The organism is Parafilimonas sp. (assembly GCF_051953455.1).
GTDB lineage: Bacteria > Bacteroidota > Bacteroidia > Chitinophagales > Chitinophagaceae > Parafilimonas.
The window spans coordinates 79,290-98,030 of the sequence record NZ_JBQCIT010000019.1 but is presented as its reverse complement, the minus strand read 5'-3'; the positions used below and the strand labels follow the sequence as shown (position 1 = coordinate 98,030).

The following is an 18,741-nucleotide window of genomic DNA, read 5'->3' as shown; positions in this document are numbered from 1 at the left end:
TGAAGTTAGTGGTTATTATTTTTATGTACTTAGCTGAAGTGCTGCTATTAAGCATCGTTGTGTCGCACACTTGTATTGCATAACATTATTGAATAATAAAACAAAGCGTTTGAGTATTTTGAGCTAAGAAGAAGTATCCATATAATATAAACATAAAAATCTAACATGAGTGCTTTGCAAATTGGCGTCGCGTTACAACCAAATCTAAAATATAAAATTACTGATGTTTTAGGGATGGGCGGATTTGGTACAACTTATTTAGCATGGTTCGACTCCCTAAAACGAAATGTTGCAATAAAAGAATACTATCCGTCTCGCTGGTGCTACCGAAACGGAAACATCGTTCACCCAATAAGCCAACATAGCCAACTTTATGAACGTTTCAAAAACAGCTTTTTAGAGGAAGCAAAACAATTAGCTCAATTTACTAATGACAACATAATCAGAATTACTGACGTGTTCGCCGAAAATAACACTGCCTATTTTGTGATGGAGTATGTAGAAGGCCAAACTTTACAACAATTAGTAAGAAGTAAAGGCAATTTATCTCAGCGTGAGAGTATTAAAATTATTAAACAAATTGGTGGAGCATTAGAAATCATCAACGAAAAGGCAATTCTTCATAGGGATGTCAAGCCTGCAAATATTATTATTAATAAAGAAGGAAAAGCCATTTTAATAGATTTTGGTGCGGCACGGGAAATTGTTGATACAGATGTCGAACAAACAGCAATTTTTTCGGAAGGGTATGCCGCTCCAGAGCAATATTCAAGAACTGGAAAGAAAGGATCGCATATAGATGTTTATGGTTTAGGCGCTACTCTTTATTATTCTTTGACGGGACAAATTCCTACTTCTGCGAGATTAAGAATCATGTCAACATTACTTCCTCCTAATGAGCTAAACAATGGGATTTCCAAAGATCTTTCTGACACAGTTATGAAATCGATGGAGATGGAAGTGGAAAATCGATTTCCCAACATTTCAAAGTTTCTTTATCAATTAAGCACTTTAAGAATTATTGAACCGGTTGGAGAACAAACCAAATTTACTCAACTACAAGAAGAAGCTTTTAAAAACATTCGAGAGTTTCTTGTTAATAAAGAAGATAAAATATTTGTGCTAACTGGCGTTGCAAACAGCGGCAAATCGCTGCTAATCTCTCGCATTAACGATGAAGTGAAACGACTTCTAAAACATTCTGTGTTAATAACAATAGGAAGTAGACTTGCAGAAAAACAAACTTTCGAATTGGGTTTATCATTTCGAAGCATCTACAGTTACATATATGATTTGAATGATACTGAAATACAAAATATCGAAAATGGCACTATTGATGAGAATATTATTGATGAATTCTCTGAAACAGAAGACTACCTACCACACTACCCATTAAAGGCAAACGAGGATGCCTTAGAAACTGTTTATACTTTGGATGACGCTCAATTACTAGCAGATTTAAATGTTGATGATGAACTGGCAGTGTTTGGGAGTGGAAAGATGTTAACGGACTTCATCAATTTCACGCAAGTTCAACTATCGAATGGAAGAAAAGTGATTTTTATTGGAGATGATAAGGAGATAATTAGAGGTGAAGAAACCTTATCATTGTCTCAATCCCTTCTTGAAAAAAAGTTTCAAGTTGCTGTAAAATATTTTAACTTAAGCAAACCTGTTTATAAAGGGATACCAAAGATTTTTGCTGACAACGCACTTACTTTAACAGAAGCTATTTCAAAGAATCTTTTTAATAATCTTTGGCTGACTAAAGATTCCATTAATGTGTATATGCCTTCTGCTTCTGAAATAGAAGGATTTTACTCAACTTATGCATCTATGAGAGACAAAATTTTTATCACTTATTCTCATAAACAGGTATTCAATGCAAATGTTCAAATAAGAAAATCCGTAAACAAAGGGATAGTTATTGAAAAAGGAGACAGGATGTTAATGTCGAACACAATATATGTTATGCTAAATGGGGTAGGTCATAATATATATAGTGGGGAGTTTGGTGAAGTGTTAAGTTGTTCACCTGATTTAGAAAGTATTAGACAAAAAGTTAAGAAGATAGACGTACTTCTGCTTTTTAGACGAGTGCAAATACATTTTCCCCGCTTAGGTATTTCTCCCAACTTATTAATATTAGACTCTTACTTGAATTCTGATTCAAAAGAAATTTCGAAAGAAGAAAGAATTGCAATGATGTTAGTTGCTAAACGTAAATACAAGGAAGCAAATCCCGATAAAAAGTTGTATAAAGCCAATACTAAATTCCTGCTGAAGGACAATGAGTATTTCAACGTTGCTTTAATTAAGTATGGTTATGCCATTACCAATCATAAAGCGCAAGGATGGAAATGGAATGAGGTGATGTTAGATTGTGAAACCGACCAAGGCAAAGAAAATGAAACATATTTCAGGTGGTTGTACACTGGTCTTAAAGCGTCTAAGGAAAAATTATATCTTCTCAACGTTCCGAAAATAACTCCTTATATTCATTTGGCCTGTGTAGAAGCCGTAAACGCTTTTGATGAGTATATGAGCTCAAGTTTTTTGAAAGTCAATATACCTTCTTACATTGTTACCCCTGAAGTAGAAGAAAAGGCTCGCCTTTATAATTTCCCATTAGACAAACCAGCGTTAATCAGATTGTTTGCCTATAATTTGAGCCAATTTGAATTGGAGTCAGTAAAGTTTTTAAACGTCGAACATAAACAATATCAAGAACTTTATTCTATATCAGATGCAAAGAATAACCTTATCAAACTACAATTTAGTTATGATAATTCGGGCAAAATATCAATTCCTCAGCCACTTCCTAATAACGAAGCAACTAAAGAGCTTGTTACAAAATTATATTTTAGGAATATTGATTTTAGTTTAATAGTCGATGAGAGTTTTATAAAAACTTTTATTGTGTTATTAAAGGAGAAATTGCGACAGAAGAATATAAATCTATGGAATGTTGCTACTCATAATTACAATCTTGAACTAACTCTAAAAAGGACGACTGAATTGTTAGTGGCAAATGTCTTTTACACCAAAGAAGGTTTTTTTTACCACAACAAGATTGATAAAGTATAATTCAAAAGCTATTTTGGATGACGTTTCAAATATTCTGTTACAATTCAAAGAGCTCTAAAATGAATAACATTCAAACCTTTGCTAACTATATAGCGGATTTGGCGAAAGAAAAAAAATACGATAATGTAATTGTATCGTTTAAAAACAATCATTCTGATTTTTCGTCTCAAGTAATTAGTTCCAACTCTATCATAATAAAGAGTGTTATAGATTCATATAGACATTTGGGAAGATTTGAGGAGGCGTACAAATTTCTTGAAGAATTTAACATAGGAATAGAGACAGATCAAAATAATTATATACTGAATTCCTTCGGATGGCTGTTGTATAACGAATTGGATGAAGCAATAAAGAAAGAAGCAGCAGATCAAGTTCAATTGGTCTCTACTCGATTACTGGAATTCCTTAATGTAATTGATAAGAGCACATCATTTTACGACATGCTCATTCAAAGAATTATTGGTAAGGCACTCGGAGTTAGACGTTTTAACTTAGAAGGATCCTTAGAATTATTATTGAATATACTTAAAGAGATAAAATTCAAAACCGAAGTGCGAATACAGCAATTAATAAAGAATGATACATTCATTATAGGAGGAATATCGAATGTATTTGGGAAAAGTGGAAAGCCTGAAAGAGGATTTACTTTTCTAGAATTCTTAGGGTTAAGCATTGATGACGCTTCTCTATCAGAAGAAATACTTAACGCCTTTGGATGGTTAACATATTACCAGTTAAAAAGAGACTTCAAAAATGTCGATGAAGAAGTTCCCGAGGAAGAGCTAGACACAATGTTTATTGACTTCGATGTGCGAGAGCAGCCACAAGTGAATCAAGTAGATGATAAAGAGAAAACGAACAATAATCTATTGAAGCTATTGCCAAGGTTAAATAAAGAATCAAAATATAGCCCCTTCTCAAAGCTTTTCAATCTTTATATAAAAATTCAAAAAAGCGCAGCATCGGTTAACTGGCAACGGATACTAGAATTTTTAAACGTTCTTGATTACAATGAACTAAGTATCGATTGCCCGACTGTAACCTTTATCAGAAAAGGTAGGGAAAAAGTAGCAGAACTTGCTTCTGATAAAGAAAATTGGTTATCCACTTATGCTAATGCACTATTTAGAACTAATGATTATGAAACGTGTTTAGTAATCAGCCAAACTGCACTTGAAACTCTTGAAAAGTTTCATTACAATAACGACATCTGGTTTGCCCGTAGAATTGCTTTATGCAAAATAAAAATAGGTGACAAAACAGAGGCTATTCAAGAGCTTGAAAAAATAGTTATTAAGAAGAAAGAGTGGTTTATAGAAAAGGAGCTGGCGGAGTTATATTTTGACGATGGAAAAATTGATCTCGCAAATAAATATGCTCTTGAAGCGGCCTTAAATTTTGGTGACAAGGAAAAGAAAGATGGCTTGTATTTACTTTTAGGCAAAATATATAAAAACAAAAAATCGGCTTGATCTTTCGTATAAGCACTTGCAACTTGCCTTACTCTTTCGTCAAGAGCAAAATTTTAAAATTCCACTTGAATTAAAAAATGCTTTAGACGAAGTTAAGGGAACAGCAGATGTTCAATCATACTCTAATGCAATTGCTTTATACAATGAGCTTTTAATTTTTTGGAAGTCGCAAAATCAAAGTAATAATAAGAGATATAACAATGAACGTCTTCGTGGACGAATATCTAGTCTAAATAAAGAAAAAGGGTTTGGTTTCATAAAAAGTGACAAAGAAGATTTCTATTTCAAAATACATGCTATCCAAGGGAATAAGGATAAGGTTAGCGTAGGAAACAATGTCTCATTTGCTTTTCATCCAGCAAATCCAGGAATGAAAGCTATAGCTTACGATATAAGGTTAACCTAGTCACCTCTATAAATTACAGTTTTCGAGAGATTAGCCCCGCCACGTAAACATGGGCCCGGGATAAGCTTCACCTATCCCTCGCTGGCAACAGGATAGGAGCGGTTTTATGGGAAGTAAAATTCCGGTTGGTGGGGACACCAACCGGTAGAGAAATTTAGAGACTACAGACCTGCATATCACCATGCTTCGTCATAGCAGGTGCTTCATTATATAGCCAGATGCGCAGGGTGAGATCCTGTGTTTACTTAATGCAGCGTCTCCTGGCTTGCACTAACGAAGACCCAATGCGACGTAAAGACATTGCCTGTAAACGTACATGCTCATTCAACCCTCTGCATTTCCAGGAGATTTATTTCGATTAAAAATTATTTTCATTTGCCTCAATGATTGCTTCGCAATTCTCCTATCGTTGAAATGACGTTCGAAGATCTTTATATTTTGCAGTCATCTTTAATTTGATAATCCAGGTTTAAATATTTCTTTACTGTCCAGCACAGTCTACTGCCAGGGGACGATGCATTAAACAATTCTGGCACATCGTCCTCTGAGAGAAACGATACTCAACATCCATGCTCATTCAACCCTTTACAGCTCAGGAGATTTATTTCGATTAAAAATTGTTTTCATTTGCCTCAATGATTGCTTTGCAATTCTCCTGTCGTCGAAATGACGTTCGAAGCGTTAGCGGGCAATCGTTAAGCCACATACAACGGCAGGAGCCATTTAATGCGCTTTAAAATTCCATTTCGAATTATCGCTGTTACTATCAAATTCCGCGAGGGTGGGCGTACTGTCGCCGGCCGATACCAGCGCTAACTGTTGCTTTGAACCGGGGATGGCTTTAGGCATTATCCGGTAAGTGCCGTCTGTCAGTTGGTCGATGCGCCATAACTGTTCCGGTACACCTGTAAATGCAGGCACTGTTACCACTTCCGCTTCGGCTGTTGCCGCAAGGGCGCGGCCTGTGCTGTCGATGACTATTTTATAAGAGGGGCCGCCGGGATAACCTGCTGCATCCGGAACGGCTGTGATAGTCCATTGTTGATGCGGGCGGCCCATGTAATCGCCGATGCGTACATCAATATTGCCTGCAGGCCAGGTATCGATCACATCGGATAGCACCTGCGATGGCACGGGTTTTATGGGTTCCTCTTTATTCCGGTTAAACCACCGCATGCCGCCAGGCATCCGTACAAAATCTACGGCTAACTCCAGGGCATACCCTCTTCTTTCAGATTCAATTTCATACGTGCCTTCTTTAAAATTATCGCCGGCAACGGGCCAGCCGTTTTTCCATAGCAGGGGACGGATACCCAATACGCTATAACCGCTTTGGTCCAAATCTGCTTCGTAGTGGCACGACATTTTTTCAATCCCGTTGCCAAGTACCATCCGGCCAAAATGCCCCGGCCCGATAAGCCTTTCACTGGCTGCCAGCACCATTTTGCCGCCGCCTTTCAGCATATCCCTTCCTATATTGTCAAGATAAGGGCCGGTTACTTTTTTGGAACGGCCAACTACGATGTTATAGGTTGAATTGGCGCCATCGCAGCAGGTGCCATGTGTGCCCAGCAGGTAGTACCAGCCATCGCGGTATATTAAATCGGTGGCTTCACAGTCAATGGCTATGTTGATTGCTTTGTTGCCGGGGATGCGCCCGCCTGTTTTTGGGTCAAGCTCTACGAGGCGGATGAAACCAAAATAAGTACCATACGATAACCAGAGGCGTCCGGTTGTGGGATCGAGCAGGAGGCCCGGGTCGATAGCGTCATTATCTTCCATACCATCGGATGAGGCTACCACTACCGCTTCTGAATATTTAAAATCGGGCGAGTTGGGGTCGAGGGTTTTATTCCACATGGTCAGTATATTTCCGTTATGCCCACCGCCCAGGCCTCCGCCTGTGGCGCCATAGGCTATAAGATAGCGGTCGCCGATCTTCACCACATCGGGTGCAGCACCGCGGCCCGGTCTTACCCCACCGCCATTCCACGTCCAGCCGTCTTTAGATATTAACCCGCCGCCGCCTGTGCCAAAGGTGTAATATTTTCCTTCGCATTCCATAATGGTGGAAGGGTCGTGTATAAACGGTTCGCCTGTTTGCGCCATGGCTGTGGCGGCGAACAGTGCAGATAACAGTAAGGTTGCGGCGGTTATTCCAATTCTATATTTCATCAGTAAATAATTTGTTTCGATCGACTTAAAACTGTGTTTATAGCAGGTGTTTGATAACAGCCTGCTCATTTCAAAATAACCCGGTGTATGATTATGGATTATTTTATGGCCGGATGTTTAATGGTTTTACCCGGCAGTTATTGTGATATTTTTTAACGGCTCGCCTTTTTCATCAAGAAAACGCACACAGAAATCGCTCATGCCGGGGCCATTGATGACTGCGCCGCGGATGATATTCTTTCCTTTATTAAGCGTAATACGGGTAGAAACAGCGTCATCCATCACCATGCGCCTGTCGCCGGAAAGTATCACGGCTTCTTTCCCGTTAAGCCACCACATAGATGCAGAATTTGAACCTACGGCCATTCTTACATTTTTCATTTCCTGCGGGCAGTTCACCACGGTTACCGCCCAGAAGAGGACACCGTAAACAGGTTTGTTTAACCCGTACGCAAAGCGGAACAGTTTTACATTAAAATTTTTGCTGTCCAGTGCATGCCAGGTGAGTTCCTGTGTGCCAACATTTACCTTGTCGCCATCTTTGGGAAGTAGGGTAAACTGGTTTGGAAAATACAGGGTGTCAAATGCTTTCCTGATGTAGCTGTCTGTAAAAACAGTGTTGGTGCGGTTGGGTTTACTGATGGGTTCCAGGAGCAGCCAGCGCTGGATAAAACCGTCTGCATCGGGCATTTTGCTTTTTGTTGCCGCCGGCGTAAAATAGGCGGCCAGGCTGCGCGTGGTATCGGTGGTTTTTGCAGTAAGCGCCGTTTTATTTTCCGGTGCCGGGGAAAATGCCTGTAATCCTAATCCTGCTAAACTTATAAGCCCAAACGATAGCAGCCATGTTTTGCGTTTAATGTTCATAGTGTGATCCTTACTGTTTAATGATTGTTTTGTAGCCATTATATATGACATGAATGTTAGCTGGGCATGAAGATAGCAGAATATTATTTTGGTTGCATAGCAGCCTGTATGCATCGCGACCAGCAGCAAAAAAAATGCGACAAATCGCGGTTTCTTAGTAGCTGCGCATGCGGTTTTTTGGATTTGTGAAGCGACAACCTTCCGCCTTTCTCCTTAAACCCGCTGCCCCTTCTTGTTTTCAACACCCGCATGCCATTTATACAGCACCTTATATTTAAGCAGATAATTCTCCCGTAAAGCGTTTACTTTTGCACCTCTTTTTTAAGGTGTACAAATGAAAATGTATAATTTTAATTCAGGCCCGGCCATATTACCGGCTGAAGTATTGCAGCAGGCCGCCGAAGCGGTTATTGACTTTAATCATATTGGTTTATCTATTTTGGAGATAGGCCATCGTACGGAATGGTTTGTGAATGTGCTGGAAGAAGCACGTTCGCTGGTGAAGGAACTGATGCACCTGGATGATTCATACGAAGTACTGTATTTGCAGGGCGGCGCTACCATGCAGTTTATGCAGGTGCCCATGAATTTGCTGGATGAAAAAGCCACGGCTGCATACTGTGATAATGGCATCTGGGGCGCCAAAGCCATTAAGGAAGCAAAACTTTTTGGCAATGTGCATATTGCCTGTTCGTCAAAAGACCTGGGGCATACGTATATCCCGCGGGAATTGTCTGTACCGCAGGATTCTGCTTACCTGCATTATACTACCAACAACACGGTGGAAGGCACACAGTGGAATTTTATTCCTGAAGCCAATGTGCCGCTGGTGGCTGATATGAGCAGTGATATATTCAGCCGTGAAATGCCTTTTTCAAAATATTCGCTCATCTATGCCGGGGCGCAAAAAAATGCCGGTGCTGCAGGTACAACCATTGTTGTGGTGAAGAAAGATATTTTAGGAAAGGTAAGCAGGGCAATACCTTCCATTTTAAATTACAGCAACCATATTGAAGCAAAATCCCTGATGAATACACCATCGGTTTTTGCCGTGTATGTGAGCCTGCTTACACTGCGCTGGATAAAAAAAGAAGGCGGGCTGGCGGAAATGGAGCGGAGGGCGCAGGAGCGTGCCGATCTTTTTTATAACACATTGGATTCATTAGATGCTTTTACAGGCAAGGTAGATAAACGTGACCGGAGCTTAATGAATGCAACCTTCGCCACGCAAAATCCTGAGCATGAAAAACTGTTTCTGGATATATGCAAAAACAATGGCATGGTGGGCGTGAAGGGTTACAGAACCGTGGGCGGGCTGCGTGTATCCATGTATAACTCTTTACCGTTAAGCAGCGTACAGGTTTTATGCGACCTGATGAAAGATTTTAATGAAAAGCATGGATAATGCGTTTTTGATTTCAGCTAACCATTGATAAACATTTATAAAATAAAATTGAGGCGATAGTAAAAGTAATGGCAATTATTAAACCGTTTAAAGCATTAAGACCACAGGCACAATTTGCAAAACAGGTGGCGAGCAAACCTTATGATGTATTAACCAGCGCCGAAGCAAAGGTGGAAGCACAGGGTAATCCCAATTCGTTCCTGCATATCACAAAAAGTGAAATAGACCTTCCGGAAAGTGTTGACATACACAGTGAACCTGTTTACGAAAAAGCAAAAGAAAACCTGGAAGCATTTCGCAAACGCGATGTGTTGTTTTCAGAGAACAAGGAATGTTTTTATATCTATCGCCTCGTCATGAATGGCAGGAGCCAGGTGGGGCTTGTTGCACTAAGCAGCATTGATGATTATGAAAATAACATCATTAAAAAACATGAATTAACACGGCCCGATAAAGAAAACGACCGCATTAATCATATAAAAAGAACAGGCGCACAAACGGGTAATGTATTTCTTGCTTATCCCGCCAATGCTGCATTGGATACTTTAATTGAAAACCTGATAAGCAAGAAAAGTTCAGTGTATGATTTTGTAACGGAAGATGGTATCGCACATACTTTATGGATTGTGAGCGAGGACAAAGCAATTAAAGATATACAGGAAGCTTTTGAGAAAGATATTCCTTTTACTTACATTGCTGATGGCCATCACCGCGCCGCTTCAGCCGCCAAAGTGCGTAAAAGCTTAGGTGATAAAAGAACGCCGGCCTCTGATTATTTTCTTACCACCTTATTTCCTTCCAGCCAATTAGAGATAATGGATTATAACCGCGTGGTTAAAACACTGAATGGTTTAAGTAAAGAAGCATTTCTGCAAAAGCTGGAAACCGATTTTGTGGTGGAAGAAGCCAACTCCGCTTATAAGCCGCAGCAGCCACATACATTTGGTTTGTATATTGCCAACAAATGGTATAAGCTTACCTCAAAGGAAGGCAGTTATTCCGAAGACCCGATTGGCGTGCTGGATGTAACCATTCTTCAAAACAATGTGTTGTCGAAATACCTTGGCATAGAAGACCAGCGCACCGATGAAAATATTGATTTCATTGGCGGTATACGCGGCCTGAATGAACTGGAAAAAAGGGTAAACAACGGGGAATGTGTAATGGCGTTCAGCATTTATCCTGTAACCATACAGCAATTGTTTGATATTGCCGACAGTGGCAGCATTATGCCGCCAAAAAGCACCTGGTTTGAACCAAAACTCAGGGACGGGCTTGTTACCCATCTTATATATGAATAAATTTAACGGGTAATTGATGCTAATGGGCATGATATTTTATGAAGAAAGCGTTTTGATTTCTTTATGATTAAAAGCCGGTATATGAAAAGAGTTTTTTTATTGATTGTTTTGCTATACACTTCGCAATTATTATATGCGCAGCAAACAGTTGAATCCATCCGTAAACAAGCTACAGCGGCGGCACAACAACAGGATTTTTCCGGCGCTATACAAATACTCGAAAAGGGCCTTGAGCAATACCCTGATAATATTGAACTGCTGAAAGATGAAGCTTATATCGCTTTTATCAGCAGGGATTATCAGCGTTCTATAAAAATAGGCAAATCGCTTACAGGCAGGGATGATGCCGATGTGCAAAGCTACCAGATACTCGGCCTTGCCTATAAAGCCATAGCGGCTTATAAAGACGCTGATAAAATGTATAAAGCTGCGTTGAAAAAGTTTCCTAAAAGCGGTGTTTTATACAGTGAATATGGCGACATGTACACCCAGTATAATAATAAACACGAAGCTATAAACCAGTGGGAGAAGGGCATAGCTGCCGATCCCAGTTACAGCGGCAATTATTATTACGCCTGTAAATATTATGCGGATAACAACAACATTTTCTGGAGTAATATTTATGGCGAAATATTCGTGAACATTGAAACGCTTACGAAACGGACTACTGAAATAAAAACTGCATTGCTGAACAATTATAAAGGCCTGTTTAACAATAAAGCCAATATTGAAGAACTGAAAAATAATGGCAACGATTTTGAAAAAGCAGTTGCATCTTCCATGCTTGCTGTGATGGAAAGCGAAAGCGGCGATATTTCACCTGAAATGATAACGGCATACCGTGCAAGGTTTTTATTGAACTGGTCAAACACAAACGCCAATAATTATCCTTATAAATTATTCGATCTCCAGTTGAAGTTAATGCGCGACGGTATGTTTGATGCTTATAACCAATGGTTGTTTGGCCAGGTTATCAACAAGAATAAATATGACAACTGGGTTTACACACACGATGAGGAAATGCAGAGCTTCACACAATACCAGCGCAACGTTTTGTTTAAAATGCCACCCGAACAATATTACGGCAAAATGTAAGTGATAATACTAAGAGATTATCGTGTACCGGAGGATGTAATGACCGTAAAATTTATATACCCAGCAATTGCAGGGTTTTCTCATCTTTCCTTCCTTTAAAGAATTTTTCCAGCACAAGCTCAAAAACCTTGTCGGCATTGGGCACCAATGAAAATAAGGTCATGCTTGATCTTAACTTAACGGCATCAGAGCCTCCGAATATTTCACGGGCATTATCGGTATCAAGGGTTAGCAACACGTTGGATATTTCTATTAACCGCGGGCCCAGAACAGGATGGTTTAAATAAGCGGCTGCTTCATCCAAGTCTTTTATACCATATTCCATGGAAACGCTGGTAAAGCCCAGGCCCAAAACCTGTGGAAATATATACCACATCCAATGAGTTTCTTTTTTACCGTTTTTTATTTCGTTTAATGCGATGTTGTATTCTGCTTGCTGCGCTTCAACAAACCTTTCAAGATATTTATCGTTAGATGATTGTGCCATTTAAATAATGTTGAATTAAGCAAATGTATAAAAGTATCCTGCACTATTAATGAATCTGCGCTGCTATTTGCACGTCCTTCAGTACATCAGGGCGCAACTTCTCCCAATGAAAAGTTTTATAGAAATTATCACGGTTTTCTTCTCCTCCCTGCTGGCTTAGGTGAACCAACGGCATATCCCTGTATAAAGGCCGCGTAATACGAATAATTGTATCCCAGTGCTCTAATGCTTTTTGAAGATGCATAACAGCTTCCTGTTTATATTTTTCATCACCATTCATTCGATAGGTTTGCAATGCAACACCGCCTTTTATCTTCTCGGCAAAATGCAAACCCAGGTAGCTCCACGTTTTTATATCGGCTACCTCATACATTAATGCCTTATTGTTTTTTGTATTGATATTTTGCACAAGTAACAGTGCTTTATTGCAGTCTTTTTCCAGCATAGCTGCAAGTTGCAGCGGCGTTGTTTTTTCTTTATCAAAACCTTGCCCGGCCTGTACCTGCTGAACATAATCTTTTATAGATACATAATCCGTATCAAGGGGCAGCTGGTTTATTAACCGTTCAACAGAAATATAACTTACATTTTTGGTAGCCGTATCCAAGGCCATCATGCCTTCGGCATATAAAGTAAAATCCCAGCCACAATCAAAATCTGATGCAATGCGCAATGCGGTTGAACCGGCAAGAGAAGATGCTTCCGGTAATTGTTTGCCCTGCGCACCATAACGGCGTATAAATTCGGCGTTGAATATAGCATCGTTTTGCAACGGGTTATACAGCAATCTTCCCCACAATTTATAAAACAACCACTGCCGTTCAAATGCATACTGCCAGGGAAGATCATTCTTGTCTTTGGTAAAATAATCTTTGGCAGGAATATAGGTTTCAGAGCCAACGGTATAACCGCCGCACCAGGACTGGCTGTTGTTTAAAATGTGTTCCCGCACAAAAGAAGGCACGCCCCACCGCAGGCAGAAAAAGTCTTCATTGCGTGCTGTCCATGTTATCTTATAAACTTCCGGTTCCGGTTTAAAATAGGTGTCATATAATTTGCCGCCATGCACTTTAATGAGTTTGGTGGTGGAATGTGCATGCGACCAGTTGAATTTAAGATCAGCCCAAACCGGTGTCTCCATAAAACTCATGGCAGCTTCCTGTTCTATCGCATGGCGGGTAAGCTTTTCGGTTTCAATACTCGTAATACCCAGCGAACCGGTGGTGCTTGAAAACGGGATGCGGTGTATCAGTTTTGATTTACGGTTAGCCAGCCTCATGCCTTCAATAATCGTTTCTTTCATCCAATCCTCCCGCTCTTGCGGCGTCATGCCCGCCATGCCTTCACCCAGGGTAAGTCCCATGCCGGTAAGCTCGGGATATTCCTCCAGCATTTGCGTTACACATTCGCGGGTGTATTGTTTTATGATGGCGGAAGTATCGCCTCTTACAAAATAATCATGCTGCAGGTTATCCATGGCAACATTATGCGCTTTGGCAAATTCAGGCGTTACAAATATGTTGAACGGAATGATGTAAGTTTCAATCGCTCTTTCATTGGCCATGCGCATAATGGCATGAAAAAGTGTTTGCCATGTTTTCATCTCATCATCATTCCATGGGCTGGCTTCCGGGAAATTTTTGGGTTTGATAAGAAAAGTATAAGGATGCAGGTTCCATAAGGTAAGTGCATTAAAACGGTTCTCCGCCATCATATCCAAAAATGCTTTCCAGTAAGCCGTATCCCTGCAGGTGGTATCATGCAATGAAAGCGCATAACTGTGACGGTAAGTATCCCAGGGCAGGTCGTATTTTATAGCGCGGAATGGAAGGAAAGCTTTTTCATTTTTGGGCTGGATATTTTTTAAAGTGGTGCCATTACGCAGGTCTTCTGCCACAGAGAGACAGCCATAGATCAATGCCCGGTTACTGCCACCTGTGATATTGATCGTGTGGCTATTCCTGTTAACAGAAAAACTTTCAAATGCATAAGCTGAACTTTCCGTGATCAATCGTATGGTATAAGCAGTGGCTGATTTATCTTGTTTCAAGGCCTCCGACAGGCGCATGACTGCATAACGCTGCTGTGCTGAAGTTGTATCGTATTGAAAAGATTGTGCTGAACAATTGCCGGCAATAAGCAATAATGCCGTAATAAAAACAATACTCTTTTTTAACTCTGACATATAGCAGGCAGGCGGCATAATGCCGTTATTTTAAAAGCTATAAAGTTAGGGCCTGGTGATGAATAGGGATGATGATGGATTATAAATTTAATGCCTCGCATAAACTTTAATTCCGGCATTATCCTGTTGTTAGCAGATATGCCGGAATTGAAATGAACAGAATGTAGAAATAACAGTTTCTAATACCTGTCCCAGAAAAACGGAGGTTCAATTTGCAAAGCCCTCAGGTAAACAAAGCCCTGGCCACGGTGATGTATTTCGTTGTCGATGAAATACAGAATATGATTGATGATGGTTAATTCATATTGCCCAAACAACTTAAATTTTTCATGAAAGCGTTCTTCCGGGATCTGGTTGAAATATTCAATGATTTTTGGAGTAGCCTCATCCCATTGCTGCAGAAGTGCTGCTTTTGTTTGTACGGGAAGATTATGATTGAAAGGCTCCGTTACATTTGCTGCAATAGCTTTTAAACCGGGCACAGCAATGGCCAGTAATTCTTTTACGAGGTCTGCAAAAGTCCTCATACCGCCAATACTGAATTCAAATAATTCTTTCTCCGGAAATTTTTCAATTGTCTTTCTTGTGAGGCCGCGGTGCGCTAACCAGTGCTGCAGCATTTCATCTTTGGTAATAATTGATTTTGTACTCATGGTTGTAATTTTAAAGTTTCCATACAAAGTTGAAAGGCCGTAGTGACAACAGTATGTCAGCAGCCTTTAATCCCATAATTTTTTTCATTGCTTCTTACAAAATGGTGCGTGTCCATTAGGTTTAACATATTTATTCAGTATTCTTGTTCAATACATCCATTTCATTATTTCTAAAGTATTTTTAAGCATGAAACTGAGCGCTACTTTCATTATTACAATATTTTTTTCCTTTCCTGTTTTTTCCCAATCCCTGCTTCCGGAAAAAAATAATAGTAAGCTTAAGGTGCAGCCTGCGGTGCAGCCCGAAGCATATGCATTCAATTTGAAAGATGTTCGGCTGATTGATAACAGCCCATTTAAACATGCTATGGAAATTAATGGTGGTTACTTGCTGTCTTTAAGCGCTGACAGGTTGCTCACCCGTTTTTATATAAACTCAGGTTTGCCGCCGAAGGATAGTGTTTATGGCGGGTGGGAGCGGGAAGGGCTTTCCGGCCACACATTAGGACATTATTTATCCGCTCTTTCAATGATGTATGCCTCCACCGGCGATGAACACTTTAAACAACGGGTAGATTATATTGTTGATGAACTGGCCAGGTGCCAGGCTGCAAGAAAAACAGGTTATGTGGGCGCTATTCCCGGAGAAGATTCTATTTTTTATAAAGTGCAGCGCGGCGAAATTAAGAGTAGTGGTTTTGATTTGAATGGCGGCTGGAGCCCCTGGTACACCGTGCATAAAGTAATGGCCGGTTTGGTGGATGCTTACTTGTATGCTGATAACAATAAGGCGCTGGACATTGTAACAAAGATGGCTGACTGGACGGCATCTATTGTTGACCCGTTGAATGAAGCGCAACGTCAGAAAATGCTGAAGTGTGAATTTGGCGGCATGAATGATGTGCTGGCAAATATTTATGCCATTACAGGCAATAAAAAATACCTTGACCTTTCCTATAAATTTTATGATGATTTTGTTATGCAGCCATTGGCGGAAGGCAAAGCTGATCCGCTTGCAGGCAAACATTCCAATACCAATATTCCTAAAGCAATCGGCAGCGCCAGGCAATATGAATTAACGGCAAATAAAAACGATGAAACCATTGCCAGCCGTGCATGGAATATAATCGCGAATGACCATAGTTATGTAACTGGTGGTAACGGCAACTATGAATACCTTGGCCAGCCCGGCAAACTGAATGATGCCCTGAGCGATAATACGGCAGAAAGCTGTTGCATTTATAACATGCTTAAACTTACAGGACATTTATTTTCATGGCAGCCAGGAGCAAGCCTGATGGATTATTATGAGCGGGCATTATATAATGATATACTTGCTTCGCAAAACCCTCATAATGCTATGATGCTGTATTTTGAACCGTTGCGTATGGGCGCCAAAAAACAATTCAGTGATTCCACCAATACGTTTACCTGCTGCGTGGGCAGTGGCATGGAAAATCATTCCAAGTACACGGAAGACATTTATTTTGAAGGCGCCGATGGAAGTTTATACGTCAACCTTTTTATTCCTTCACAGCTTAACTGGAAAAGCAAAAATGTAACTGTAACGCAGCATACAACTTATCCTGAAAACGGAACAACATCCGTTGTCATATCTACAAAAAAATCAATTGCATTCCCGGTAAAAATACGCCGGCCGTGGTGGGCAACAACCAACGCTGTGATAAAAGTGAACAATAAAGAAGTTAAAGCTGAAAAAGACGCTGATGGCTTTCTTGTTATCCATAAAAAATGGAATGATCATGACAGGATTGATATTGCTTTTAATATGAGTTTATATACGGAAAGCATGCCCGATAATAAAGACCGGGTGGCTTTGTTATACGGCCCGTTGGTGCTTGCGGGTAATCTTGGCGATACCCTGCCCGATCCTGTTTATGGCACACCGGTTTTGTTAACAGATAATAGAAACGTAAACGATTGGGTTGTAAAAGATGCTGATGCCCCGCTTACTTTTCATACAAAAAATACAGGAAAACCTTTTGATGTAACGCTTACACCATTTTACAAGAATATTGATAACCATTACAGTGTTTACTGGGATTATTTTACCAATGCTGACTGGACTGCCAGGCAGGCTGAATACGAAGCAGAGAAAAAACGCCAGCAGGAAATTGAGGCGCAAACCATTGATAATTTTCGTATAGGTGAAATGCAGCCTGAACGTGATCATAATTTAAAATCCAGCGAGCAATCTTATGTTGACCAGGCTTATGGGCGCTCCGGCCGTGAAGTGAGAAAGGATGGTTTCTTTTCGTTTGATATGAAGGTGGATGGCAATAAACCAACGGCATTACTGTTTACATATATCGGCGATGATAAAAACAGGAGCTTTGATATTTTGGTTGATGGAGTAAAGATCGCCTCTGTCCAATTGAATGGAAAAACAACCGGTAAATTTTATGATGAAGTATATTCGATACCGGGTGATTTATTAAAAGATAAATCTGCAATTAATGTAAAAGTTTTATCAACCAATGGTAAAACTGCAGGCCGTGTTTTTGGGGTGAGGACAATAAGTAAATAATTTATGTTGTATTGTTGCGCTTTGAAGCGCAACAAAAATGATACAATCTATTTCAATTCATAAAACTGGAAATAAATTACTGGATGAGCCCATTAGGTTGTCAAAAGAAACAATAAACCTGGGCGATGAACTGAAGGATATATTAAGCCAGTATTTTCTTTCATCATTCAAGACAGAAGAGTACTACCGTTTTTATCACACAATCGATCTTTCTTTAAATGCTGTGCATGCCTGCATTTCAGCCATTTTTGAAAACCCGCAGTCACTGCATGAACAATCTGTTCATCTTGCCAAACATTTATATGATAAAAGCACGCATCCTAAAATAAAAGGCGGTGAATTTTATGTGGCTTATTTTAAAGATTGCCATTTAAATGGTGAGACAATGGATGCGATTGGCTTATTTAAATCTGAAAATAAAGACACTTATATAGAAGTTGAACCTGTAACAAATGGATTTGAGATAGAAAGCCGGCAGGGCATTAATATTAATAAGCTTGATAAAGGTTGCCTGGTTTTTAATACGGAAAAAGAAAACGGTTTTATATTGTCTATTGTTGATAACACCAATAAAGCAACAGAAGCGCAATACTGGAAAGATGATTTTTTAAGCGTATTGATCTTGAATAATGATTTTACGCAAACCAATCAATTCCTGGGCATCACCAAACATTTTGTTACCAGGCAAATAGATGAGGAATTTGAAATGAGCAAGGCTGATAAAATTGATTTGCTCAACCGTTCCGTTGATTACTTTAAAAAACATGACCAGTTTGATAAAGAAGAGTTTGAACAGGAAGTTTTTTTTCATCCCAATGTGATTGAATCTTTTCAAAAATTTGATCAGCATTACCGGCAGGAAAATGCGGTGGAGCTGGCTGATAATTTTGATATATCGGCACAGGCTGTAAAGCAGCAGGCGCGGGCATTTAAAAGTGTTTTAAAGCTGGATAAAAACTTTCATATTTATATTCACGGCAACCGTGAACTGATAGAACAGGGCATTGATGAAAACGGGCGTAAATATTACAAGATTTATTATGAGCATGAAGCCTGATGTAAC

The 18,741-nt window shown here is 39.8% G+C and carries 13 protein-coding genes; 8 read left to right on the top strand and 5 right to left on the bottom strand.

The genetic code is table 11. From position 1 onward, the window contains the following. The first annotated feature begins 165 nt into the window (after positions 1-165). From ACTHN6_RS08330 to ACTHN6_RS08320, 3 genes are read left to right on the top strand one after another with little or no spacing between them, the layout of a single operon-like run. Complete coding sequence (locus ACTHN6_RS08330; RefSeq protein WP_440435287.1) at positions 166-3,087, top strand: protein kinase domain-containing protein; 2,922 nt, start codon at positions 166-168, stop codon at positions 3,085-3,087. A gap of 59 nt (positions 3,088-3,146) precedes the next feature. Then, entirely contained in the window at positions 3,147-4,559 is a 1,413-nt protein-coding gene (locus ACTHN6_RS08325) for a tetratricopeptide repeat protein (RefSeq protein ID WP_440435286.1), read from the top strand. A 16-nt stretch (positions 4,560-4,575) separates the two neighbouring features. Next, positions 4,576-4,965 (top strand): cold shock domain-containing protein, encoded by a 390-nt coding sequence (locus tag ACTHN6_RS08320; protein ID WP_440435285.1) that lies wholly within the window; start codon positions 4,576-4,578, stop codon positions 4,963-4,965. Between the two features lie 723 nt (positions 4,966-5,688). On the opposite strand, the gene ACTHN6_RS08315 is transcribed toward ACTHN6_RS08320, so the two are convergent. Together ACTHN6_RS08315 and ACTHN6_RS08310 are read right to left on the bottom strand one after the other, a co-directional pair. Continuing rightward, positions 5,689-7,140 carry a family 43 glycosylhydrolase gene (locus ACTHN6_RS08315; protein ID WP_440435284.1) on the bottom strand — a complete coding sequence of 484 codons (1,452 nt, stop codon included), beginning with the start codon at positions 7,138-7,140 and terminating at the stop codon, positions 5,689-5,691. A gap of 126 nt (positions 7,141-7,266) precedes the next feature. Further along, positions 7,267-8,043 (bottom strand): hypothetical protein, encoded by a 777-nt coding sequence (locus tag ACTHN6_RS08310; RefSeq protein ID WP_440435283.1) that lies wholly within the window; start codon positions 8,041-8,043, stop codon positions 7,267-7,269. A 295-nt stretch (positions 8,044-8,338) separates the two neighbouring features. On the opposite strand from ACTHN6_RS08310, the gene serC reads away from it, so the two are divergent. From serC to ACTHN6_RS08295, 3 genes are all read left to right on the top strand, one after another. Further along, positions 8,339-9,409 carry a 3-phosphoserine/phosphohydroxythreonine transaminase gene (serC, locus tag ACTHN6_RS08305; protein ID WP_440435282.1) on the top strand — a complete coding sequence of 357 codons (1,071 nt, stop codon included), beginning with the start codon at positions 8,339-8,341 and terminating at the stop codon, positions 9,407-9,409. A 68-nt stretch (positions 9,410-9,477) separates the two neighbouring features. Continuing rightward, the gene (locus ACTHN6_RS08300; protein WP_440435281.1) at positions 9,478-10,710 is read left to right on the top strand and encodes a DUF1015 domain-containing protein; all 1,233 of its coding nucleotides are present in this window, start codon (positions 9,478-9,480) and stop codon (positions 10,708-10,710) included. 81 nt (positions 10,711-10,791) lie between these two features. Beyond that, the gene (locus ACTHN6_RS08295) at positions 10,792-11,805 is read left to right on the top strand and encodes a tetratricopeptide repeat protein (RefSeq protein WP_440435280.1); all 1,014 of its coding nucleotides are present in this window, start codon (positions 10,792-10,794) and stop codon (positions 11,803-11,805) included. A gap of 52 nt (positions 11,806-11,857) precedes the next feature. Here ACTHN6_RS08295 and ACTHN6_RS08290 read toward each other — a convergent pair whose 3' ends face one another. From ACTHN6_RS08290 to ACTHN6_RS08280, 3 genes are all read right to left on the bottom strand, one after another. After that, positions 11,858-12,292, bottom strand: a complete 435-nt coding sequence (locus tag ACTHN6_RS08290) for a DUF1810 domain-containing protein (RefSeq protein WP_440435279.1) — start codon at positions 12,290-12,292, stop codon at positions 11,858-11,860. A 46-nt stretch (positions 12,293-12,338) separates the two neighbouring features. Then, positions 12,339-14,477 (bottom strand): hypothetical protein, encoded by a 2,139-nt coding sequence (locus tag ACTHN6_RS08285; RefSeq protein WP_440435278.1) that lies wholly within the window; start codon positions 14,475-14,477, stop codon positions 12,339-12,341. A gap of 179 nt (positions 14,478-14,656) precedes the next feature. Then, positions 14,657-15,130 carry a DinB family protein gene (locus ACTHN6_RS08280; protein WP_440435277.1) on the bottom strand — a complete coding sequence of 158 codons (474 nt, stop codon included), beginning with the start codon at positions 15,128-15,130 and terminating at the stop codon, positions 14,657-14,659. A 187-nt stretch (positions 15,131-15,317) separates the two neighbouring features. Here ACTHN6_RS08280 and ACTHN6_RS08275 point away from each other — a divergent pair, with 187 nt between their 5' ends. Together ACTHN6_RS08275 and ACTHN6_RS08270 are read left to right on the top strand one after the other, a co-directional pair. After that, positions 15,318-17,678, top strand: a complete 2,361-nt coding sequence (locus ACTHN6_RS08275) for a beta-L-arabinofuranosidase domain-containing protein (RefSeq protein ID WP_440435276.1) — start codon at positions 15,318-15,320, stop codon at positions 17,676-17,678. A 37-nt stretch (positions 17,679-17,715) separates the two neighbouring features. Further along, the gene (locus ACTHN6_RS08270) at positions 17,716-18,735 is read left to right on the top strand and encodes a nucleoid-associated protein (protein WP_440435275.1); all 1,020 of its coding nucleotides are present in this window, start codon (positions 17,716-17,718) and stop codon (positions 18,733-18,735) included. Positions 18,736-18,741: the final 6 nt, after the last annotated feature.